We start from the raw sequence: 21,099 nt of genomic DNA, 5'->3' as shown, positions 1-21,099 counted from the left end.
GCACAAACATATTGAGGTAGGTTCTTGGTCCCGTTGAAGGGGAGAGTTACAATGAGCGCGTCTTTTCTCAATACGTGAACCTCATGTCTTCTGCTGTTAATAAGAATGCTGCGATCACTGCTTCAAATCTGTCAAAAACGTCATCTAAATCAATGCTTCGTAAGTGGCTAGAGCGTTCTCTCATGCTTATAGCGATAGTTGGAACCGTTGTCGTGTGCATGCTGTATAGTGATTTGATTACTCGAACCATTAATCCGCCTATTCCTAAATCGACTATTTATGGTCGCTGGGTTGAGCAAGATGTTGCGCCTTATGCTCGTGAAGAATTTGTGTTGAGTGAGCGCGGTGTTACCGTAAATGGTTCTACAGTGGCGACCAGTTTTGAATTCGATGGGGATTCGTTTTCGTATCGAGTGGGTTCAAATGAGCGGCACTTCAATTTTGTGGGTAAGCAGCATGCAGAAATGAAGCTGGATGCCAATGCGCATTATCTACCTGTATTCCGTCTAGAGGGGCGTGCAAGGATTGCGGTAAGATAGTCGTTTTTATCATTGTCTGTTAAGCAGAGATCTCTTGCGTCTGTGAGTCACATGGATGATCACAATTTCATCTCTCAATCAGTAAATCTTACTTTCAAACATAATCCGGACAATTCCGTAATTCTTCCGCTGCTATCATGTTGCATTAACTGAATGAATTCACAACGAGTAAACGGATTGGCTTAGCGTTGAAACATTTTGTCGTTGCTTTTCAATTGCACCGTATGCATTTGTTTGCCATCCTTTTGCTATTCTCTTTTACGGAAAAGACACGTGTTAAAAAAACTCCTTCCTATTATCTCTTTGAGCCTACTCTTTGGCTGTGCTCAACAAAATGATCGTGCTCAGCAATATCTTGATGGTGAGTTTCCTCAGATCCTCAATCAAGTGGATGTGGTTGAGTCTAACAAACCACGCGATTTTACTGAATTTAACAAGCAAGCAGAGCAAGTGGTGATAAAGTCACCATCCATGGCGAAGATGTACCAACCGCTATATCAACGATTAAGTGAGTGGGCGCAACAGAGCGGAGATACCAGTGCGTTGAGTGTGTTTGGCATTCAAGCCGCGCAATTGGGTGGTGGTGATAAAAAAGGTAATGTGCTGTTTACCGGATACTTTTCTCCCGTGATGGAACTGCGTCATACACCAAACGACATTTTTAAGTACCCAGTTTATGGCAAGCCAAACTGCTCATCAGATTGTCCGACTCGCGCGGAGATCTATAATGGAGCACTAGATGGACAAGGTTTGGTGCTAGGTTACGCGCCTAATCGTATCGACCCATTTATGATGGAAGTGCAGGGCAGTGGCTATGTGCATTTTGAAGATGATGATACGTTGGAGTACTTTGCGTACGCGGGTAAAAACAACAAAGCTTACGTCAGCATTGGCCGCATTTTGATTGAACGTGGTGAAGTCCCGCGTGAAAAAATGTCCCTCAAAGCAATCAAAGAGTGGGTGATGGACAACGACGATGCAACAGTACGCGAGTTGTTGGAGCAAAATCCTTCTTACGTTTTCTTTGCGCCAAAAGCAGAAGCGCCAGTAACAGGCTCGGCTGGTATTCCGTTGTTGCCAATGGCCGCTGTCGCGGGTGACCGTTCTATCTTACCAATGGGTACGCCAATCTTGGCGGAAGTGCCACTGTTGAATGCTGATGGTACGTGGAGTGGTGCGCATCAACTGCGAATGCTGATCGTTTTAGACACTGGTGGTGCGGTAAAACAGAACCATTTGGATCTGTATCATGGCATTGGTGCGAGAGCAGGAACGGAAGCAGGGCACTACAAGCATTTTGGTCGAGTGTGGAAACTTGGGTTAGAAAACTCACCAACTCAAGCGCCTTGGGCTTTACCGCCAGAAAAGCTACAATAGTCGTCCAAGAGAGAGGAACACTCTCTTATCTAGACATTTCATCAAAGAGTGCGTATAAATCGCACTCTTTGTTTTTCTATCGATCATCTGGACTTCAATATGCGTGAACTCGATACCCCAGCATCTGACAGCTACAATCAACGCTTTGGCGGCACTCGTCGTCTTTATGGCAACAGCGAAGTGGACATTCTTCGCGCTGCACACGTTTGTGTGATTGGTATTGGTGGCGTAGGTTCATGGGCGGTGGAAGCGCTGGCTCGTACTGGGATCGGTGAGCTAACTCTGATTGATATGGACGATGTTTGTGTCACGAACATTAACCGCCAAATTCATGCGATGACGGGCACCGTTGGCCAAAGCAAAATTGAAGTGATGGCCGAGCGTGTCAAATTGATCAACCCAGAGTGTAAAGTCAACCTGATTGATGATTTCATCACGCCAGACAATCAACATGAGTACTTAAGCAAAGAGTTTGATTACGTGCTAGATGCGATTGACAGCGTAAAAGCGAAAGCGTCTTTGTTGGCGTATTGCCGCAGCAACAAGATCAAAGTGATCACCACGGGTGGTGCTGGTGGTCAGGTTGACCCAACGCAGATCATGGTCGCTGATTTAACGAAAACGATCCAAGATCCTCTAGCGAAGAAAATCAAAGACACCTTGCGTCGTCATCATAACTTCCCTAAGAATCCGGCTCGTAAGTTTGGTATTGATTGCGTGTTTTCAACCGAGCAGCTGAAGTACCCTCAAGCAGACGGTTCAGTGTGTGGTGTGAAGTCGACAGCGGAAGGCCCAAAACGTATGGATTGTGCTAGCGGTTTTGGTGCGGCGACTGTCGTAACTGCAACGTTTGGCTTTGTCGCGGTATCGCGAATCGTTGAGAAGTTGATTTCAAAATATAAGAAGTAAACTAGAAGAAGAGCGCATCATGACAGATTTTCCCGTATCTCCATTTGGTACAGATATCACCAGCGAAGACATTGTAGCGACTATGCAGCAATTTAAAGGCTGGGAAGATCGTTACCGTCAGGTTATTCAGTGGGGTAAAAAGCTGCCACAAATGCCAGAAGAGCTGAAATCAGAACAAGTTACCGTTTCGGGTTGTGAAAGCTTGGTGTGGTTAGTGAGCCAAGAGCAAGATGGCGTTTGGCATTTTTGTGCGGACTCCGATGCGCGTATCGTCCGTGGGTTGATTGCCCTGGTAATAGCAGCTTATGACGGTAAAACGGCCGATCAAATTCAAGCATTTGATATTGATGCTTATTTTGATCAACTGGGGCTTGTCTCCCATTTAAGCCCGTCACGTGGTAATGGCTTGAAAGCTATTGTAGAGCAGATTAAGCAAACCGCCGTGTAACGAGTCATTTTCCCAATTCTTAAAAAACGCCGAATAGCCTAGCTGTTTGGCGTTTTTTGCATATGGATAAAAAGTATACAAATGGTCGACTATTTTAGCGCTAATTAACCATTCTATTGATCCTGGTTCATTATATTGCCCACTTGGTTTTTATAAACTCAATTGTATTTAAAATTTGTCTATATTAGATAATAGACATATGCCCCATTCGCTCCTATTCCCCAATGTGGAAACACACTTGGAAGCGATTGGGTTACTTAGATACAAATGCTAGGAACCTCCCTATATGCAATTCACCTTGGAACATGCGCAAGACGTGTTATCCGGAATGCCAGACCCCACTTTTATTCTGAGTGAAGATGGTATCTATATTGATGTTTTTGGAGGAACAGATAAAAAAGCCTATCACGATGGAAGTAATTTGATAGGTGAGACGCTGCACAGCGTACTTGAGAAAGATAAAGCTGACTGGTTTATCGAACAGATAAATCGGTCACTGAAACAAGACAGTATTGTGACGATCGAGTACAAGATGTGCGCCGACAGCATTCAGGGAATAGATGCTAACAGTGGGCCAAGAGGCGACCTATACTACGAAGGCAAGATCTGCCCACTCGCTATAAAATACCGAGGTCGTCGCGTTGTCCTTATTCTTACACGCAACATCTCCAATCGCCACCGAGTTGAAACCCTTCTTCGCCATCAAAGCCAAATTGATGCTCTTACCAACATCTACAATCGACGTGTTTTTTTCGAAAAGCTCACAGAAGAAGTTATTAAATCCCAAGCTCCGGATTATCACTCCGCGTTGTTATTATTTGATTTGGATTTTTTTAAAGTTATCAATGATAAACGTGGTCATGATGCGGGGGATTATGTCTTAGAGACGTTAGCTGATTTGGTTTCTCACTTACTCGTCAAAGACGAAATTTTCGCAAGAGTCGGAGGGGAGGAGTTTGCGATTATTTTGCCAGAAACTTCTCTGTCGGCGGCGAAAGAGGTAGGAGAGGAAGTACGTTCCCACATTCAAAATTGTCAGTTCGAATTTGAAAAGATTGAAATTCCGGTCACGGTGAGTGTAGGCGTGGTGGAAATAGGCAGAAATGAAACCACCAAACGTTTGTATGCGCATGCAGATAAAGCGCTTTATGCTGCGAAAAGAAATGGCAGAAATTGCGTGGCGACTCTGGATAGGCAGATGGAGTAACCTTGTTGGTTACTCCAAATCAAACCGTTGGCGTTATAGCATGTCGACGGCTTTTTCTACGGCGGCGATGAGTCTATCCACATCTTCAGCCGTGTTATAAATACCAAAAGAAACGCGTACCGTGCCTTTAACGTTTAGCGCATCCATCAATGGGTGAGCGCAGTGGTGTCCTGCTCGTACCGCAATGCCTTGTTGATCGAGCAGCGTCGCCATGTCTTGGTGATGAACGCCGTCCATGACGAACGTCAGTACAGAGGCATTCGGTTGATAGCCTAGAATATGGATGTCGTCCAACGCGCTTAGTGCTTGGTAGGCCTTATCCTGAAGCGCATGGAGATGATCCTCGACTTCGTGATGGTCAAAACCTTGGTACCACTCAATGGCTTTCGCTAGAGCAATCGCGCCCGCAACGTTTGGTGTGCCCGCTTCAAATTTACCAGGAAGTGCAGAAAACGTCGTTTTCTCGAACGAAACGCGTTCAACCATTTTACCACCGCCGTGCCATGGTGGCATGGCTTCCAAAAGTTCAAGCTTGCCGTATAAAACGCCAATACCTGCTGGCGCATAAAGTTTGTGACCTGAGAAAACGTAAAAATCGATATCTGATACCGATAAATCAAGCTGCTCATGGACGATGCCTTGAGCGCCATCAATCACAACAACCGCGCCAACGCTGTGCGCTAGTTCAGTGATTTTTTCGATAGGTTGTCGTGTGCCCGTGACGTTGGTGATTTGCGCACAAGCAACAATTTTACAGCGGTCAGACAGAAGCGCCTCAAATGCACTGATGTCGAATTGGCAATCTGATGTCATTGGAACTTTTATGACTTTGGCGCCCGTTTGCTCTGCCACGATTTGCCAAGGCACGATGTTAGCGTGGTGCTCCATCTCGCTAATCAAGATCTCATCACCCGGTTGTAACGTGCTGCGGGCGTAAGTCTGAGCAATTAAGTTCAGTGCTTCGGTTGCGCCCCGTGTCCAAATGATCTCTTTAGAGCTGTTTGCACCAATAAAGTTTGCCACTCGTTCTCGTGCCGCTTCAAATTGGCTGGTGGCATTAGCCGTCAAACTATGACTGCCACGGTGAACATTGGCATTTTGCGCACTGTAGTAATGACTGATGACATCAATCACACATTGCGGTTTTTGCGTTGTCGCTGCGCTATCTAGATACACTAAGGGCGTATCGTTGACGGATTGATTTAGAGCGGGAAATTGCTCACGTACAGCATTTACGTCAAACATTATTCTTCACCAAGCTTATGGTAATGCAGAGTAGGCAGAGGGATCATTGGTTCAGCAACTGACCATGCGTGTTTTTTACCTGAGAGTTGAATGATTACTTCCATTGCGAACTCTAAAGCAGTGCCCGGACCTTGACTGGTGATCAGGTTGTGATTGATATCAAAGGTCACGCGTTTGCTGCGCCACTTCTCTTCCGGGATATGTGACTGAAAGCTCGGGTGACAGGTCATCAGTGATTGTGGGAAAAGATCATGGTGTTGCAATACCAACGCCGGTGCTGCGCAGATAGCAGCGACCAATTTTCCCTCGTAGATGTGCTGCTTAAGGATTTCTATCATCACCGTGCTATCACGAAAAATTTCTGCACCACCAACACCACCAGAAAGCGCTATGGCGTCAAACTCATCATCAGCGATATCGACCAGCTTACAATCGGCTGTTAGTGTGACTCCGCGAGAAGCTTTCATCGTCAATGAGCCATCAAAAGCAGCACTCGCTACTGTAACGTCATAACCCGCGCGAACCATCATGTCGGTAACGGTGACGGCTTCCATTTCTTCGGTGCCCGGAGCGATTGGCACTAAGATTTTCTTACTCATTGTTCTGTCCAGCTTTGTTCTATTTGTTTGATGCGTTGGTAAAGTTTTAAATTCTCAGGCGTATTGATGTGATGTTTCTCGGCAGCCTTTAACAAGTATCCGGTTATAAAATCAATTTCCGTTCGACGCTGATGGAATACGTCTTGTCTCATTGAAGAATAGTTCTCAGCTGTGGCGTTCACCACTTGCATTACCGTATCGAAAAGAGAGCGAAACTCGATAGCAATACCTTCTTTACTCATTACTTCAACCAGTTCTTGAGTGATGCTTTCGAGTTGTATCTTAAACTCGGGCTGCGCAAGCTCACCATTCTTACACTGGTGAATCGCAGTCAGTGGGTTAATCGCGCAGTTAATTGCTAACTTAGTCCATAACGCAGATTGGATGTGTGGATTCCAAATGGCCTCTGGAAGGGCATGATGCATAACATCTTGCAGAAAAGCGCACTGCATTCCTTTGTCATTATAACCACCCACTTGCGTTGTTCCGTGACCGGTATGCAGTACGTGTTGGTTATCTGGTTTGTATGCGCCGTGCGTCGTTGTGGCGAGCACTATCGGATTGTTTGGCAGAGCCTTCTCCACGCCAGAGGCGGTACCCATACCATTGTGCATCAGCATGATAATCGTGTCAGCGTTGATATGAGGCAGTAAAGGCTGAATGGCGTCTTCCACTTGCCAAACTTTTACCGTGATCAAAATGAGATCCGCTTTATTTACGGAGGAAATATCTTGATTACTGAATACGGTTGCGGGTGTGTCATCCAACTGAAGTGATTGTTGTCTCTCTGAACATCTTCCCCACAATGAAACATTGTGTCCGGCAAGCTGAAATTTTGTTGCCCAGAGTGAGCCCACCGCACCTGGACCGAGGATAAGGATATTCACCAAACGCTCTCATTAAAAAGGTTTGCTGCAAGGATAATGAGGGAAAAAAGGAAAGCAAATAAAAATGGCGCCGAAAGGCGCCATTTTTGATGAAACTTAGTGGTTCAATTAGAACTTGTAAGTTACAGCTACATAGTGACCTACACCAGAAGACTCTGGCTTATGACCCCATGGTAGAGCTTCGCCATCTTTAAAGCCGTATACGTCTTTGTATAGCTTCAGACCGTAGCCAACAGCAAAGCGGTCAGAGTGCCAGTAGATGCCGTTGAACATAGCACCGCCGTTAGATGCTGTAGTGTTGAACTTATTGCCTTTGTCGTCATCCATACCGAATTGGTAATCAATGTAACCTTGGTAAGAAATGAATGAGCCGTTCTCGAAGAAGTAGAATGGTTTGAACCAGTTAGTAGAAACTTGGAAACCGTTCCAGTCTTTTTTGTTGCCATCGTATGTACCGTAAAGGTTTAGGCCAACTTTGCCGAACCAAGGTACCATTACGTCAGAACCTAGACCGATTTTTTGAGAGTTAACATCAGAGTTACCACCCCACTCGATTAGAGTTGCAACGTATAGCTCTTGAACTGGACCGAAAGATAGGTCTTTACCAGTTACCGCATCTAGAGACATACGTGGAGCAAATTTCATGAAGATTTTCTCGCCACCAGCTTTGTCGCTGCCTGGATCAGAAGCTAGGTTGAATACGTCAACGTAGCCGTATAGATCGAAAATACCAGAGCGACCGCCAAATTCCATCTCTAGGTAATCATGAGAAGATTCAGCATAACCTTTCTCGTTGAATGCACCCATTAGGTTAAATTGCATCCACTTGTAATCGTTTTTGTGGATATCGCCGTCAGAGTAATCTGCAGCCAATACTGGAGCTGAAGTAGCCGCTAGAAGGCTAAGAGCTAAAAGTGATTTACGCATAAGGGGACTCTCTATGTTTGTAATGATTCAGAACACGCAATCTGTGCTGCGCTTTCCAATTGGCGGGAATAATAGCGATAAAAATCCCAAATGAAAGTGATAAAGGGTGCAAAATTGAACGTTTTTGGTGAGTTGCGTCACGAAATTATCTTTATTTACGGAACTTTTTGTTTGTTGCATTTGATTGCAATAAATATGTGATTTGGATCGTTTGCGTAAGCGATTTTATGACTTTTTAAGCCAGTCGATTAACCAACATAAATCGTTAGTGATCGGAGTGATAAGGGATTCGTATGTATCGGTGAATCAAAGAGGACGTTTGAATGAAAGAAGTCATGTTATTCCCACTCACTTCAGTTGTACTCCCTGAAGGTAAAATGAATCTGCGCATTTTTGAGCCACGATATAAGCGAATGGTAAAGGAATGCAGCCTACAAAATGTGGGTTTTGGAGTTTGCCTAGTAGGTAGTGAAGGTGACCCTAAAGACGTGGGAAATGTTTCATCTATCGGAACTTTGGTCAGGATCGTTGATTTTGAAACACTCAGTGATGGTCTTCTTGGTATTACAGTCGCTGGTGAGAAACGCTTTGTTGTCAAACGAGTTCGTGCAGATGCGGACGGCTTACGCCATGCAGAGGTCGAATGGTTAGACAATTGGCAACATCCAGACAACTCACCAGATTTCTTCTATTTAAGCCAGCAGTTATCCCATGTTTATGAAGAGTTTCCTCAACTTGGAAACCTCTACCAGCATCGTTTTTACGATGACTCAGCTTGGGTGACCCAGCGCTGGCTTGAATTACTTCCTTTAGACTGCAATCTGTTCGAACAGCTCGTTGGCGCAGAGAACTGCATTCCTGCGTTGCAATTTCTGACAGAAGCCATAGAAGCCCCGACTAACAAAGAGGCAAGGATATGAAAGGATTTAGCAGAGCTGCGCTAACTATGGTGGCGGCATTAGGACTGGCGGCGTGTGGCTCCGACAGCGACACCATCGAGTATTCCAATTTGCAAGCAGTACATGCGTCTTCTGATGCGCCGCTTGCAAATGTGTGGATAAACGATAAATCATCATTGACAGGTGTTGATTATGGTACGGGTTCTGGTTACATGAAGTTACGTGAGGGCATGAACTCAATTCAAGTTGATGTTCAACTTCCAGGCGATGAAACCGCGACCGTAATACCTAAAACAGAACTAGACCTTGATTCAGACCTCAATTACAACGTGTTCGTTGTTGGTGATGCCGATGGTTCGCCAAACCCAGTAGAACCTTTAGTTGTGACTCGCAGCGCCGATTCAATGGCTGATGCCAATAGTCTAGATGTTCAAGTTGTTCATGCAGCGTCTGGCGTTCCTACCGTTGATCTCTACGTCACTGAGCCAGGGGCTGATCTTGCTAGCGCGACACCGCTTATGAATCTTGCATATAAAGCATCTACAGACGTATTGAACATCCCCGCTGGTGAGTACCAAGTTCGACTTGCTGTTGGGGATAGCGTTGCTTTTGATTCGGGCACAATATCTCTTGCTGCTAATTCAAACTTGACGATTGCCGCTATCAGTACCGGAAATTCAAATAGCACGTCACCGGTTAAGTTGTTGGTATTGGATGGTTCAGGATCTTCTATAATCGAGGATATGGGCAGCCAAGCTGAAGTCAGAGTCGGACATCTTGTCGATGGAGCGCCGATCGTCGATGTCAACGTTAACGGGGCGGCCTTCGGTCCTCTTGCCGACTTAGCGTTCAAAGAGATTCGTGGTTATTTGGATCTCGATGCTGGCGCTTACGATATTGACGTTTACGTGGATGGCACAACAACCAATCCTATTATCGATGTTGACGGATTAATGGTTGCGGGCGGAATGGATTACAGTGTTTACGCAGTCGGTGTTGTTAGCCCAGCGATTGATATCGAACCTCTAGTTGTTGAAGACATGAGACGTGCAGTGGCAACTAGTGCGACGCTGAATGTGACACATGCGGCGGCGAATCCCGTAGCGGAAATGGTGGATATTTATCTCACTACAAGTGCTGGAATAGATGGAAGTGATCCAACTATTGCTAATTTTGCGTACAAAGATAGCGTTCAGGGATTATATGTCGCTGAAGGTACCTATTATGTAACCGTGACAGTGGCAGGCGATCCAAGTACGGTTGCTATTGATTCAGCACCAGTCAATGTGATGAATGGTGTTGTGTATCAAGTGGTTGCCATTGATGATGGGAACAACGGTGGCTTCAACTTGTTGGTTGATGACGTTACCGATTAGGACGAATGGGAGGAGATGACTCCTCCCTAAAATTAAGGCCGATTATGATGAGTGATAGCCCAAAAAAACTGGGGCGCAGTGATTGGAACGATTACATGGACAAAGTGAAAGCTCGAGATAAAGACGCGTTCGCTTTTGTATTCCGTTTTTACGCACCCAAGCTGAAGCAATTCGCTTACAAACATGTTGGTAATGAGCAAGTTGCTATGGAGATGGTGCAAGAGACCATGGCGACAGTTTGGCAGAAAGCGCACCTCTATGATGGGGAAAAGAGCGCGTTATCGACTTGGATATACACCATAATCCGAAACCTATGCTTTGATCTGTTGAGAAAGCAGAAAGGTAAGGAGTTACACATTCATTCTGATGACATTTGGCCGTCAGAATATTATCCACCAGATCTTGTTGATCACTATTCACCAGAGCAAGACATGTTGAAAGAACAGGTGGTTAAATTTTTAGATATTTTACCGAAAAATCAGAGAGACGTTTTACAAGCGGTGTATCTTGAAGAGCTACCTCATCAGCAGGTCGCTGAATTATTTGATATCCCCCTCGGTACCGTAAAATCCAGGCTGAGGCTTGCAGTAGAAAAGCTAAGGCATTCAATGCATACGGAGCAACTATGAACAAACACCCAGATAACAGCTTGTTAGAAGCATACGCTTCGGGAAGCATTGATGCAGTTTCTGGTCTTGTGGTCGCAACCCATTTAGAAACATGCACCAAGTGCCGAGCTTATGTGAACCAAGTCGAAGCCAGCCAAGCGAATATCGTGAGCGACATCCCCTCTGAATATGTCCGTGAATTCGACGATATGTTCAATGATATTATCAATGCGGAGCCAGCGACAGATAACATCGTTATCCGAGATCCTGCCGCAGTGAATGTTGCAGGAAAGAGCTTTGAACTTCCCAAAACCTTAGCGCGTTTCTCTGACCTTGTAGGGTCATGGAGAAGTTACGGAGGCAAGGTTTTCAGTGCTCAGATTGATCTAGGGGAAGATGCTCGTGTTAGCTTAATGTACATCGGAGAAGATGTGCAAATCCCTCAACATACGCACAAAGGCTTAGAATCTACATTGATCCTACATGGTGGGTTTAGTGATGAGGACGGCCAATATGAAGAGGGCGACTTGATGATTCGAGACGCGTCAGTGAAGCACAGCCCTTACACTAAGGCCGGAGAAGATTGCTTGTGTTTAACCGTACTGACTGAGCCGATGATCTTTACTCAAGGTGTGGCACGTATATTTAATATGTTTGGCAAAGGGCTATACCCATAGACCTCTTATCTTATATCTCGCAAAACAAAAACCACCGAATTCGGTGGTTTTTTGATGCGCTTCTTAGTGTTTGTGACGTGCTTTTTCCAATAGAGCATCAAAGTAATGTCGTAGCGAGTACAACATAATCAAGCTTGGCACGACCATAACAGCGGTAAGCACAAAGAACGTGCTCCAGTCATTGAGGTAGTCCACCAGTTCTCCACTGAAAGAAGCAAGAGTCGTTCGTCCGAAGTTGCCCAAAGAGGCAAGCAACGCATACTGAGTTGCCGAGAATGCTTGTCCGGTTAGAATCGTCAAAAATGAAACAAAAGCGACAGTTGAGAAAGCAGTCGTAAAGTTATCGACAATAATGGTTGCTAAATACAGGTGCTCATTTGGGCCTACCGATGCAATCCAAGCAAACATCAAGTTGCTGGCAGACATAGCAATACCGCCGATCATTAATCCACGTACAATACCAAACCTAACGTTGAACATGCTTCCGACAAAGGTAAAGAAGATAGTGGCTCCCCAACCAATCAGTTTGGAGTAATAGCCAATTTGTTCATTGCTAAAACCAATATCTTTATAGAACGCGATCGACATCCTGCCCAAAAACGCTTCGCCAATTTTGAATAGGAAAACGAACAGCAAAAGAGTAATCGCGACACGGACGCCATTGCGATTAAAGAAGTCAAGGAAAGGTTCTACAACAGTCACAGTAAACCAAGCCACGACTTTTGAACCAACCACTTCTTTGTGGCGTTGTTCCGCGGCAGACTGAAGTTGTTCGCGTTGAGTCTTCGGTTCACCGACTAAAATCGTAAAGACCATTAGAATGCCGACTATCACCGCCATCCCGTAATACACGCCATTCCAACCGACGCTATCAGCATTAACAAACGCTAAATAACCCGGTAGTGAATAACCTGTCCACCAGCCAATGACCGCCATTGCAGAAGCTTGTGGCAGCTTAGATTCTTCTGATTTTGGGAAAGTATCAATACGAAAAGCATCAATCGCAATGTCTTGTGTGGCTGATGCGGTTGCAATACACAAGGCGAGTAGAGACGCAAACACCAAGTTCTCTGCTGGATTCACGCCCGCAATAAATACCGTCGCGACGAGTACAATACTTTGACAGAAGAAAATCCAGCTACGCCTTTGTCCAAGTAGTCGATAGAGCACTGGTAGCTTCACCCGGTCTACGAGAGGCGCCCAGAGAAAGTTAATTGCATAAACCGCAAAGACACTACCAAAGTAACCTATTGCGGATAGGGTCAAACCAGCGTCTTTTAGCCAGCCAGACATATTTGAACCGATAAGTACCCACGGAAAGCCGCTAGAGCAGCCCAACATGAAAACCCACATGAGTCGTTTATCGAGGTAACTTTTTACCGTTTCCAACCAAGTGATGGAAGGTAATGAAGACATAAATCAATCCAATAAAATGAAGCCGTTGAAAGAGAAAGCCCTTCGATTATTCAAAGGGCTTATCGTTTTGGCTATTTAAGTAGTGTTGCTTTAGTGATGACGATTTGAGTCTCGGGAACATCACGCATACCGCGAGTCGTCGTAGTTGGCTGTTTTGCCATTTTTTGGATAATGTCGAATCCTTCCGTGACCTTGCCAAATACCGCATAACCCGGTGGACGAGCGCCGTAGTTTAGAAAATCATTGTCGACTAAATTGATAAAAAACTGACGAGTAGCAGAGTCAGGCGCGTTGGTGCGCGCCATTGCAATCGTCGCACGGTCGTTATTTAAACCGTTGTTACCCTCGTTTTTGATTGGAGCGTAAGTCTTCACCATTTGCATATCTTGGTTAAAGCCACCTCCTTGCGCCATAAAGCCTGGAATAACGCGGTGAAAAATAGTGCCTTCATAGCTACCGTCTTCTACATATTTCAGGAAGTTCGCTACCGTAATCGGCGCTTTCTCTTCATTCAGTTCGACAGTAAATGAACCTAATGTTGTTTCAAACGCCACTTTTGGTCCAGCCCAAACGCTGCAGCTGAGTAGCGCGAGAGAAAGAATTGCCTTGCGTAACATTAGAAACGCTCCTGCATGTATTGACGAAGCTCAGGATCATTGGCAATTTCTTTAAGTGTTAATGTCACTACATCATTCAGTGTTTGCTCAATGTCGGCATCAGACGCACTCAATGTGCCAGAACGCTTCGCAGTGCCTGTGTAAGTTTTGACCAGTTTACCTTCTGGTGTTTCTGCGGTGATTTCAAGCACGACTTTCGCATCCATCTCATTTTCCATCACCGAATGTTTTACGTTAACTAATGCTTCTTGAACGTTTAATTCAATTGCATTGTTGCTGTTTAGATCGGCATGGAAGCCTTGAGATGAAAACTGCTTCTCTAATGCTTCTTCTAACGCAATACGTAAATTCTGTTTAGCATGAAGAGGAAGAATGTTCGAACGGCCGTTATCCACCAACGCCACGTACTGCGCTGCACGTACATCTTTGCTGGTCAAACTGTAAGTCTTGCCTTGAACAATTGGATTGGTGCTCAGTGTGCTTTCTGGCATCAAATTCAGCTGAGGCTGTTGAGGCGCTGAACACGCAGCAAGCAACGCAACCGAAGCCGCAAGTACCAATTTTCTCATTTTATTATTCCTTTTAACTATTTTGCTAAAGCTTATTTTGCGCTTAATTTAGCAGGATTTTTTGTGGCCTGTAAAATCACAAACTTATTGTTGGAAGCGATAAGTTTCACATTCTTATCGCCAAACAGCCGTTTTAGTTTTGCGTCGTAACCAAGATGACGATTTCCAATCACCAGTAACTTACCACCTTCACTCAATACTTGCTTTGCATCACAGAACATTTGCCAAGCAATATGATCGGTGATGGCCTGCTGTTGGTGAAAGGGTGGGTTACACATAATCATAGAGCAGCTGTTGTGTTTAAAACCGTCCAAACAATTGTTTGCAACACACTTTATGTCTCTATCTTCACCAAGGTTATCTAGCAGGTTCTGCTTCGCGGACTCAAGCGCCATAAAGCTTTCATCAACACATGTTAATCGAGCATTCGGATTCAGCTGACCAAACTTCACAGACAGAACACCATTACCGCAACCGAGATCGATAACATTATCTACCAATGGATCTTGAGGTAGGTGCTGAAGCATAAAACGCGCACCTAAATCTAAGCTTTCTCCTGAATAGACATTTGGCATGTTCTTGAGTTCGATATCTTCGCCATCAACGCGCCAAGTCGTGAAAGGGCTTACTTCAATTGTTGGGTCAACCGTTGCTTGAGCAAATACCAATCGGTGCTTTTTCCAGGCCAGAGATGTTTTTGTCTCACCCAAATATTTTTCAAACAGTTTTAGCGTTGAAGTATGAATGTCTTTCGCTTTATTAACTGCAATGACGGGGCAGGATGCAGGCAGTGCTTTTCTTAACTGACTGAGTATCCAAACGAGGTGACGGTTACTTTTTGGCAGTTGCAGCAATACGAGATCAGTATTGGAAGGTACGGGGTCCATCGTGGTTGCAAATGCTACCTTATTGCACTGGTTTTGCTCAAGGTTCTGCAGCACACCCTTATGAGAAATGAATGAATCACTCATTAGCGTTACACGGTGCTTTTCTGAAAACCAGCAGGAGAGGGCACCAAAGCTGTCATTAATCACGAGGATGTTTTGATTGTCTGGCAAAGCAAGTTCTTCAACATGATTAATAAGATACTCATCACCGGCATCCCACGCTTGTAGAGTTTCATTGCTGCGTTTTGGGAAACGATGAAGTGTTAAGCTTCGCTCGTGAAGATTCAGTTCGGTTTTCATAGCTAAATGTAAGTTGATTTAGAAATTAAGTGTTATTGTCGCAAATGATGACGTGTCGAGATACAAAAAGCTGTCAAATTTTACGTGTTCAGTGGTGCTCGCTCTCTAGGCATGTTCATAGCGTCAAGCGCTTTGAAATTAGTTGAACGTAAAATGCATCAATAATGAGAGTGATGTTTGAGTGATACACGTCTGCTTTACTTAGGTATATACTTATGGAATTCGCATCAATGAGGAACGAATATGATCCAAGAAATCATAGAGAAGAAACTACACAGTGAGCTGCAACCAAGCTATCTCAAAGTGATTAATGAGAGCTACATGCATAATGTGCCACCAGGCTCGGAGAGTCACTTCAAAGTGATTGTTGTGAGTGATTCGTTCGCGGGACAGCGTTTGATTGGACGCCATCGCCAAGTTCATCAAATTTTGGCAGATGAGCTAGATAACCACATTCATGCACTAGCTATTCATACATACACTGATGAAGAGTGGAAGCGAGAACAAGATGGCGCTCCTGATAGCCCTATGTGTATGGGTGGCGGTCACTAAAGACGCAAAATATAAAGGTGCAGAGAAAAGGTGGCTAAGGCCATCTTTTTTCGTTTTACATTCTTTAGGGGCATTGATGTGGCACAAATTCTGGTTAAAAAATGTGTTAACAGTGTTTCAACAAATGAATGGAAATTGCAGGATATTTCAGGCGATGAATATGACTTTTCCATAAGATATGTATGGAATATGGCATTTGTGCGATCGGTCAAAGTTATGACTATTCTTTGACCTTTTAGACCTGATTCTACCGAAATAACCCCTCTATTCTAATGATTGGTCATGGCATCAAGTTCCTAAAAAATGCTAGACTACGGCACCTGATAAATCTCGCGTATTCCTTGTGACGAGATTTTTAATAGGATGTTGCGATTTTGATGTTTAAAACAACATCAAAACCGGACACTGATGTCGTGTCTAAAAGTTACGCAATCAAAAGAATCTTTTTCCCGATAAAAGTAGTGCAAGTGCGTATGATTACAATAAAGAAGGGCTTGGATCTTCCTATCGCAGGAACTCCATCCCAGGTGATTAATGATGGTAAGACCATCAAAAAAGTCGCCTTGCTTGGCGAAGAGTACGTTGGCATGCGTCCTACCATGCATGTCCGCGTTGGTGATGAAGTGAAAAAAGCGCAAGTTCTTTTTGAAGATAAAAAGAACCCTGGCGTGAAATTTACTGCACCAGCAGCCGGTAAAGTGATCGAAGTTAACCGTGGCGCTAAACGTGTCCTTCAATCTGTAGTGATTGAAGTGGCAGGTGAAGAGCAGGTGACATTTGATAAGTTCGAAGCCGCTCAACTTTCAGGTCTAGATCGTGAAGTGATCAAGACTCAGTTGGTTGACTCTGGCCTATGGACCGCTTTACGTACTCGTCCGTTTAGCAAGGTTCCTGCAATCGAGTCTTCTACTAAGGCTATTTTCGTAACTGCAATGGATACTAATCCATTAGCAGCTAAGCCTGAGTTGATCATTAATGAGCAACAAGAAGCATTCATTGCTGGTCTAGACATTCTTTCAGCCCTGACAGAAGGCAAGGTTTACGTATGTAAATCTGGCACTAGTTTGCCACGCTCTTCACAGTCTAACGTAGAAGAACACGTCTTCGATGGCCCTCACCCAGCAGGTCTTGCTGGCACCCACATGCATTTCCTATACCCAGTGAATGCAGAAAATGTGGCATGGAGCATCAACTACCAAGACGTTATCGCGTTCGGTAAGCTGTTCCTAACTGGTGAGCTATACACAGATCGTGTTGTGTCTCTAGCTGGTCCAGTTGTGAATAACCCTCGTCTAGTTCGTACCGTAATCGGTGCAAGCTTAGATGACCTAACAGATAACGAGCTGATGCCTGGCGAAGTTCGTGTGATTTCTGGTTCTGTACTGACAGGTACACATGCAACTGGTCCACACGCATATCTTGGCCGTTACCATCAACAGGTTTCTGTATTACGTGAAGGCCGTGAGAAAGAACTATTTGGCTGGGCAATGCCTGGTAAGAATAAGTTCTCGGTAACTCGCTCTTTCCTTGGTCACGTATTCAAAGGTCAGTTGTTCAATATGACAACGACGACCAATGGTAGTGATCGTTCAATGGTTCCAATTGGCAACTACGAACGCGTAATGCCTCTAGATATGGAGCCTACTCTGCTGCTTCGTGATCTATGTGCAGGTGATACAGACAGTGCTCAAGCACTGGGTGCGCTTGAACTGGATGAAGAAGATCTAGCATTGTGTACCTTTGTATGTCCAGGTAAGTACGAGTACGGTACGTTACTTCGTGAATGCCTAGATACTATCGAGAAGGAAGGGTAATTTTCATGGCTCTTAAAAAGTTTCTTGAAGACATCGAGCATCATTTTGAGCCTGGTGGTAAACACGAAAAATGGTTTGCCCTGTACGAAGCTGTAGCAACAGTTTTTTACACTCCAGGTATCGTAACAAATAAAAGCTCGCACGTTCGTGATAGCGTTGACCTAAAACGTATCATGATCATGGTTTGGTTTGCGGTATTCCCAGCAATGTTCTGGGGTATGTACAACGCAGGTGGCCAAGCTATTGCAGCGCTTAACCACATGTACGCTGGTGATCAACTAGCGACAGTTATCTCTGGTAACTGGCACTACTGGCTAACTGAAATGCTGGGCGGAACGATTGCCGCTGATGCAGGGGTTGGCAGCAAGATGCTACTAGGTGCGACCTACTTCCTACCTATCTACGCAACAGTATTCCTTGTTGGTGGTTTCTGGGAAGTGCTTTTCTGTATGGTGCGTAAGCACGAAGTAAACGAAGGCTTCTTTGTTACTTCTATCTTGTTCGCACTTATCGTTCCACCAACGCTACCTCTATGGCAAGCGGCACTAGGTATCACATTTGGTGTTGTTGTTGCGAAGGAGATCTTCGGTGGTACAGGTCGTAACTTCCTTAACCCTGCACTTGCAGGTCGTGCATTCCTATTCTTCGCTTACCCAGCGCAAATCTCGGGTGACGTAGTATGGACTGCAGCTGACGGCTTCTCTGGTGCAACTGCTCTTAGCCAATGGGCTCAAGGTGGTAACGGTGCTCTAGTTAACACAGTAACTGGTTCTCCTATCACTTGGATGGACGCTTTCATCGGTAACATCCCTGGCTCTATTGGTGAAGTATCGACTCTAGCTCTAATGATCGGTGCAGCGATGATCGTTTACATGCGAATCGCTTCATGGCGCATCATTGCGGGCGTAATGATCGGTATGATTGCAGTATCGACCCTGTTTAACGTGATCGGTTCTGACACTAACCCAATGTTCAACATGCCATGGCACTGGCACCTAGTTCTAGGTGGTTTTGCATTCGGTATGTTCTTCATGGCAACGGACCCAGTATCAGCGTCATTTACTAACAAAGGTAAATGGTGGTACGGCATCCTGATTGGTGCAATGTGTGTGATGATCCGCGTAGTTAACCCGGCGTACCCAGAAGGTATGATGCTGGCGATTCTATTCGCGAACCTATTCGCACCTCTGTTCGACCATGTAGTGATTGAGAAGAACATCAAGCGGAGACTAGCACGCTATGGCAAGTAATAACGACAGCATTAAAAAGACGCTGGGTGTTGTTATCGGGTTGAGCCTTGTTTGTTCAATCATCGTATCAACAGCAGCAGTAGGTCTGCGTGATAAGCAAAAAGCTAACGCTGTCCTAGATAAGCAATCAAAGATCGTTGAAGTTGCAGGCATTGACGCGAACGGTAAGAAAGTACCAGAGCTATTTGCTGAGTACATCGAACCTCGTCTGGTAGACCTTGAAACAGGTAACTTTACTGAGGGTAATGCATCTACGTACGATCAGCGTGAAGCATCAAAAGATGCAGAACGTTCAATCGCATTGACACCAGAAGAAGACGTCGCTGATATCCGTCGTCGTGCGAATACAGCAGTGGTGTACTTAGTAAAAGACCAAGATGAAGTCCAAAAAGTTATCTTGCCTATGCACGGTAAAGGACTATGGTCGATGATGTATGCCTTTGTAGCCGTTGAAACTGATGGTAACACTGTGTCTGCTATTACTTACTACGAGCAAGGTGAAACTCCTGGACTTGGTGGTGAAGTAGAGAACCCTTCATGGCGCGATCAATTCATTGGCAAGAAATTGTACAATGAAGATCATCAGCCAGCGATTAAGGTCGTGAAAGGCGGCGCACCGCAAGGTTCTGAGCACGGTGTTGATGGTCTATCAGGAGCAACGCTCACTAGTAATGGTGTTCAACACACATTTGACTTCTGGTTAGGTGACAAGGGCTTTGGTCCTTTCCTAGCAAAAGTTCGTGACGGAGAACTTAACTAATGTCTAGTGCACAAAACGTTAAAAAGAGCATTCTAGCGCCAGTATTGGATAACAACCCAATCGCGCTACAAGTTCTTGGTGTATGTTCTGCTCTTGCAGTAACAACTAAACTAGAAACAGCTTTTGTAATGACGCTAGCGGTAACATTTGTAACTGCGCTGTCTAACTTCTCTGTTTCATTGATCCGTAACCACATTCCTAACAGTGTGCGTATCATCGTTCAGATGGCAATTATCGCATCGCTAGTAATCGTGGTAGACCAGGTGCTAAAAGCTTACCTATACGATATCTCTAAACAGCTATCTGTATTCGTTGGTCTGATTATCACTAACTGTATCGTAATGGGTCGTGCTGAAGCATTCGCAATGAAGTCTGCGCCAGTACCATCTCTTATTGACGGTATTGGTAACGGTCTAGGTTACGGTTTCGTTCTTATCACTGTAGGTTTCTTCCGTGAGCTATTTGGCTCAGGCAAACTATTTGGCCTAGAAGTTCTACCTCTAGTGAGCAACGGTGGTTGGTACCAGCCTAACGGCCTAATGCTACTAGCACCATCAGCATTCTTCCTAATCGGCTTCCTTATCTGGGTAATCCGTATTCTGAAACCAGAACAAGTAGAAGCGAAGGAGTAAGGACGTCATGGAACATTACATTAGTCTGTTAGTTAAATCGATTTTCATCGAAAACATGGCTCTGTCTTTCTTCCTAGGTATGTGTACTTTCCTTGCCGTATCTAAGAAGGTTAAGACCTCTTTCGGCCTAGGTGTTGCAGTTGTGGTAGTACTGACTATCGCTGTTCCTGTGAACAACCTAGTATACAACCTAGTTCTGAGAGAGAACGCGTTAGTTGAGGGCGTGGACCTTAGCTTCCTAAACTTCATCACCTTTATCGGTGTAATTGCAGCACTTGTACAGATTCTAGAGATGGTTCTAGACCGTTTCTTCCCACCTTTGTACAACGCGCTAGGCATCTTCCTACCGCTGATCACAGTAAACTGTGCAATCTTCGGTGGTGTATCTTTCATGGTACAACGTGACTACAACTTTGCTGAATCTATCGTTTACGGTTTCGGCTCTGGTGTTGGCTGGATGCTGGCAATCGTTGCTCTTGCAGGTATCCGTGAGAAGATGAAGTACTCTGACGTACCTCCAGGTCTACGTGGTCTTGGTATCACATTTATCACTGTAGGTCTTATGGCGTTAGGCTTTATGTCTTTCTCTGGTGTTCAACTGTAA

Annotated in this window: 23 protein-coding genes; 15 read left to right on the top strand and 8 right to left on the bottom strand. The window is 44.9% G+C overall.

The window, feature by feature from the left end:
* Positions 1 to 83: 83 nt before the first annotated feature.
* From ACWPOD_RS16770 to ACWPOD_RS16750, 5 genes are all read left to right on the top strand, one after another.
* Positions 84 to 539, top strand: a complete 456-nt coding sequence (locus tag ACWPOD_RS16770; protein ID WP_005380234.1) for a DUF2850 domain-containing protein — start codon at positions 84 to 86, stop codon at positions 537 to 539.
* Between the two features lie 273 nt (positions 540 to 812).
* Positions 813 to 1,916, top strand: a complete 1,104-nt coding sequence (gene mltA, locus ACWPOD_RS16765; RefSeq protein WP_272164918.1) for a murein transglycosylase A — start codon at positions 813 to 815, stop codon at positions 1,914 to 1,916.
* Positions 1,917 to 2,015: 99 nt separating this feature from the next.
* Positions 2,016 to 2,825 (top strand): tRNA cyclic N6-threonylcarbamoyladenosine(37) synthase TcdA, encoded by an 810-nt coding sequence (tcdA, locus tag ACWPOD_RS16760; protein ID WP_005380241.1) that lies wholly within the window; start codon positions 2,016 to 2,018, stop codon positions 2,823 to 2,825.
* A 19-nt stretch (positions 2,826 to 2,844) separates the two neighbouring features.
* Positions 2,845 to 3,273 carry a cysteine desulfurase sulfur acceptor subunit CsdE gene (gene csdE / locus ACWPOD_RS16755; RefSeq protein WP_256953047.1) on the top strand — a complete coding sequence of 143 codons (429 nt, stop codon included), beginning with the start codon at positions 2,845 to 2,847 and terminating at the stop codon, positions 3,271 to 3,273.
* Between the two features lie 286 nt (positions 3,274 to 3,559).
* Positions 3,560 to 4,480: a GGDEF domain-containing protein gene (locus tag ACWPOD_RS16750; RefSeq protein WP_046874992.1), complete on the top strand. Its 921-nt coding sequence runs from the start codon at positions 3,560 to 3,562 to the stop codon at positions 4,478 to 4,480.
* 33 nt (positions 4,481 to 4,513) lie between these two features.
* On the opposite strand, the gene csdA is transcribed toward ACWPOD_RS16750, so the two are convergent.
* The 4 genes from csdA to ACWPOD_RS16730 all read right to left on the bottom strand — a co-directional run bounded on the left by csdA (position 4,514) and on the right by ACWPOD_RS16730 (position 8,138).
* Positions 4,514 to 5,725, bottom strand: a complete 1,212-nt coding sequence (gene csdA, locus ACWPOD_RS16745; protein ID WP_282174411.1) for a cysteine desulfurase CsdA — start codon at positions 5,723 to 5,725, stop codon at positions 4,514 to 4,516.
* Entirely contained in the window at positions 5,725 to 6,324 is a 600-nt protein-coding gene (locus tag ACWPOD_RS16740) for a DJ-1 family glyoxalase III (protein WP_456232075.1), read from the bottom strand. The genes csdA and ACWPOD_RS16740 overlap by 1 nt, the downstream gene beginning before the upstream one ends.
* Positions 6,321 to 7,211, bottom strand: a complete 891-nt coding sequence (panE, locus tag ACWPOD_RS16735) for a 2-dehydropantoate 2-reductase (protein ID WP_395203811.1) — start codon at positions 7,209 to 7,211, stop codon at positions 6,321 to 6,323. The genes ACWPOD_RS16740 and panE overlap by 4 nt, the downstream gene beginning before the upstream one ends.
* Before the next feature lie 108 nt (positions 7,212 to 7,319).
* On the bottom strand, positions 7,320 to 8,138 hold the full coding sequence (locus ACWPOD_RS16730; RefSeq protein WP_046874988.1) for a nucleoside-specific channel-forming Tsx family protein: 819 nt from the start codon (positions 8,136 to 8,138) through the stop codon (positions 7,320 to 7,322).
* Between the two features lie 323 nt (positions 8,139 to 8,461).
* Here ACWPOD_RS16730 and ACWPOD_RS16725 point away from each other — a divergent pair, with 323 nt between their 5' ends.
* Genes ACWPOD_RS16725 through ACWPOD_RS16710 form a run of 4 tightly spaced genes read left to right on the top strand, consistent with a single transcriptional unit; the run spans position 8,462 to position 11,698 of the window.
* Positions 8,462 to 9,058 (top strand): LON peptidase substrate-binding domain-containing protein, encoded by a 597-nt coding sequence (locus ACWPOD_RS16725; RefSeq protein WP_005380253.1) that lies wholly within the window; start codon positions 8,462 to 8,464, stop codon positions 9,056 to 9,058.
* On the top strand, positions 9,055 to 10,413 hold the full coding sequence (locus ACWPOD_RS16720) for a DUF4397 domain-containing protein (protein ID WP_456232074.1): 1,359 nt from the start codon (positions 9,055 to 9,057) through the stop codon (positions 10,411 to 10,413). Before ACWPOD_RS16725 ends, ACWPOD_RS16720 begins: the two co-directional genes overlap by 4 nt.
* Before the next feature lie 44 nt (positions 10,414 to 10,457).
* On the top strand, positions 10,458 to 11,042 hold the full coding sequence (locus ACWPOD_RS16715) for an RNA polymerase sigma factor (protein ID WP_005380255.1): 585 nt from the start codon (positions 10,458 to 10,460) through the stop codon (positions 11,040 to 11,042).
* Entirely contained in the window at positions 11,039 to 11,698 is a 660-nt protein-coding gene (locus tag ACWPOD_RS16710) for a ChrR family anti-sigma-E factor (RefSeq protein WP_456232073.1), read from the top strand. The genes ACWPOD_RS16715 and ACWPOD_RS16710 overlap by 4 nt, the downstream gene beginning before the upstream one ends.
* A gap of 63 nt (positions 11,699 to 11,761) precedes the next feature.
* Here the strand turns inward: ACWPOD_RS16710 and ACWPOD_RS16705 are convergent, their stop codons facing one another.
* The 4 genes from ACWPOD_RS16705 to ACWPOD_RS16690 form a co-directional block, all read right to left on the bottom strand.
* The gene (locus ACWPOD_RS16705) at positions 11,762 to 13,114 is read right to left on the bottom strand and encodes an AmpG family muropeptide MFS transporter (protein WP_006742554.1); all 1,353 of its coding nucleotides are present in this window, start codon (positions 13,112 to 13,114) and stop codon (positions 11,762 to 11,764) included.
* A gap of 71 nt (positions 13,115 to 13,185) precedes the next feature.
* The gene (locus ACWPOD_RS16700; protein ID WP_301660446.1) at positions 13,186 to 13,731 is read right to left on the bottom strand and encodes a peptidylprolyl isomerase; all 546 of its coding nucleotides are present in this window, start codon (positions 13,729 to 13,731) and stop codon (positions 13,186 to 13,188) included.
* A complete protein-coding gene (locus ACWPOD_RS16695; protein WP_012841484.1) occupies positions 13,731 to 14,300 on the bottom strand; it encodes a YajG family lipoprotein in 570 nt (189 codons plus the stop codon). Before ACWPOD_RS16695 ends, ACWPOD_RS16700 begins: the two co-directional genes overlap by 1 nt.
* Before the next feature lie 32 nt (positions 14,301 to 14,332).
* The gene (locus ACWPOD_RS16690; protein ID WP_456232072.1) at positions 14,333 to 15,487 is read right to left on the bottom strand and encodes a methyltransferase; all 1,155 of its coding nucleotides are present in this window, start codon (positions 15,485 to 15,487) and stop codon (positions 14,333 to 14,335) included.
* Positions 15,488 to 15,730: 243 nt separating this feature from the next.
* Here ACWPOD_RS16690 and bolA point away from each other — a divergent pair, with 243 nt between their 5' ends.
* The 6 genes from bolA to nqrE all read left to right on the top strand — a co-directional run bounded on the left by bolA (position 15,731) and on the right by nqrE (position 21,099).
* On the top strand, positions 15,731 to 16,039 hold the full coding sequence (gene bolA, locus ACWPOD_RS16685; protein ID WP_005380262.1) for a transcriptional regulator BolA: 309 nt from the start codon (positions 15,731 to 15,733) through the stop codon (positions 16,037 to 16,039).
* Between the two features lie 473 nt (positions 16,040 to 16,512).
* Positions 16,513 to 17,853, top strand: a complete 1,341-nt coding sequence (locus ACWPOD_RS16680) for a Na(+)-translocating NADH-quinone reductase subunit A (RefSeq protein WP_041853022.1) — start codon at positions 16,513 to 16,515, stop codon at positions 17,851 to 17,853.
* A 5-nt stretch (positions 17,854 to 17,858) separates the two neighbouring features.
* Positions 17,859 to 19,103, top strand: a complete 1,245-nt coding sequence (locus tag ACWPOD_RS16675) for an NADH:ubiquinone reductase (Na(+)-transporting) subunit B (protein ID WP_006742551.1) — start codon at positions 17,859 to 17,861, stop codon at positions 19,101 to 19,103.
* Positions 19,093 to 19,863 (top strand): Na(+)-translocating NADH-quinone reductase subunit C, encoded by a 771-nt coding sequence (locus ACWPOD_RS16670; RefSeq protein ID WP_006742550.1) that lies wholly within the window; start codon positions 19,093 to 19,095, stop codon positions 19,861 to 19,863. The genes ACWPOD_RS16675 and ACWPOD_RS16670 overlap by 11 nt, the downstream gene beginning before the upstream one ends.
* On the top strand, positions 19,863 to 20,495 hold the full coding sequence (locus ACWPOD_RS16665) for an NADH:ubiquinone reductase (Na(+)-transporting) subunit D (RefSeq protein WP_005380269.1): 633 nt from the start codon (positions 19,863 to 19,865) through the stop codon (positions 20,493 to 20,495). The genes ACWPOD_RS16670 and ACWPOD_RS16665 overlap by 1 nt, the downstream gene beginning before the upstream one ends.
* A gap of 7 nt (positions 20,496 to 20,502) precedes the next feature.
* Entirely contained in the window at positions 20,503 to 21,099 is a 597-nt protein-coding gene (gene nqrE / locus ACWPOD_RS16660; protein WP_005380270.1) for an NADH:ubiquinone reductase (Na(+)-transporting) subunit E, read from the top strand.

The organism is Vibrio sp. JZG120, assembly GCF_053890955.1.
The sequence above is the reverse complement of the archived record's forward strand: the minus strand, read 5'-3'. Positions and strand labels throughout refer to the sequence as shown.

What these genes read in the sequence shown, in the direction of transcription:
- ACWPOD_RS16770 (WP_005380234.1), top strand. Translation starts at nt 84, where the DNA reads ATGTCTTCTGCTGTTAATAAGAATGCTGCGATCACTGCTTCAAATCTG.
- tcdA (WP_005380241.1), top strand. Translation starts at nt 2,016, where the DNA reads ATGCGTGAACTCGATACCCCAGCATCTGACAGCTACAATCAACGCTTT.
- csdE (WP_256953047.1), top strand. Translation starts at nt 2,845, where the DNA reads ATGACAGATTTTCCCGTATCTCCATTTGGTACAGATATCACCAGCGAA.
- ACWPOD_RS16750 (WP_046874992.1), top strand. Translation starts at nt 3,560, where the DNA reads ATGCAATTCACCTTGGAACATGCGCAAGACGTGTTATCCGGAATGCCA.
- csdA (WP_282174411.1), bottom strand. Translation starts at nt 5,725, where the DNA reads ATGTTTGACGTAAATGCTGTACGTGAGCAATTTCCCGCTCTAAATCAA.
- ACWPOD_RS16740 (WP_456232075.1), bottom strand. Translation starts at nt 6,324, where the DNA reads ATGAGTAAGAAAATCTTAGTGCCAATCGCTCCGGGCACCGAAGAAATG.
- ACWPOD_RS16730 (WP_046874988.1), bottom strand. Translation starts at nt 8,138, where the DNA reads ATGCGTAAATCACTTTTAGCTCTTAGCCTTCTAGCGGCTACTTCAGCT.
- ACWPOD_RS16725 (WP_005380253.1), top strand. Translation starts at nt 8,462, where the DNA reads ATGAAAGAAGTCATGTTATTCCCACTCACTTCAGTTGTACTCCCTGAA.
- ACWPOD_RS16720 (WP_456232074.1), top strand. Translation starts at nt 9,055, where the DNA reads ATGAAAGGATTTAGCAGAGCTGCGCTAACTATGGTGGCGGCATTAGGA.
- ACWPOD_RS16715 (WP_005380255.1), top strand. Translation starts at nt 10,458, where the DNA reads ATGATGAGTGATAGCCCAAAAAAACTGGGGCGCAGTGATTGGAACGAT.
- ACWPOD_RS16710 (WP_456232073.1), top strand. Translation starts at nt 11,039, where the DNA reads ATGAACAAACACCCAGATAACAGCTTGTTAGAAGCATACGCTTCGGGA.
- ACWPOD_RS16705 (WP_006742554.1), bottom strand. Translation starts at nt 13,114, where the DNA reads ATGTCTTCATTACCTTCCATCACTTGGTTGGAAACGGTAAAAAGTTAC.
- ACWPOD_RS16700 (WP_301660446.1), bottom strand. Translation starts at nt 13,731, where the DNA reads ATGTTACGCAAGGCAATTCTTTCTCTCGCGCTACTCAGCTGCAGCGTT.
- ACWPOD_RS16695 (WP_012841484.1), bottom strand. Translation starts at nt 14,300, where the DNA reads ATGAGAAAATTGGTACTTGCGGCTTCGGTTGCGTTGCTTGCTGCGTGT.
- ACWPOD_RS16690 (WP_456232072.1), bottom strand. Translation starts at nt 15,487, where the DNA reads ATGAAAACCGAACTGAATCTTCACGAGCGAAGCTTAACACTTCATCGT.
- bolA (WP_005380262.1), top strand. Translation starts at nt 15,731, where the DNA reads ATGATCCAAGAAATCATAGAGAAGAAACTACACAGTGAGCTGCAACCA.
- ACWPOD_RS16680 (WP_041853022.1), top strand. Translation starts at nt 16,513, where the DNA reads ATGATTACAATAAAGAAGGGCTTGGATCTTCCTATCGCAGGAACTCCA.
- ACWPOD_RS16675 (WP_006742551.1), top strand. Translation starts at nt 17,859, where the DNA reads ATGGCTCTTAAAAAGTTTCTTGAAGACATCGAGCATCATTTTGAGCCT.
- ACWPOD_RS16670 (WP_006742550.1), top strand. Translation starts at nt 19,093, where the DNA reads ATGGCAAGTAATAACGACAGCATTAAAAAGACGCTGGGTGTTGTTATC.
- ACWPOD_RS16665 (WP_005380269.1), top strand. Translation starts at nt 19,863, where the DNA reads ATGTCTAGTGCACAAAACGTTAAAAAGAGCATTCTAGCGCCAGTATTG.
- nqrE (WP_005380270.1), top strand. Translation starts at nt 20,503, where the DNA reads ATGGAACATTACATTAGTCTGTTAGTTAAATCGATTTTCATCGAAAAC.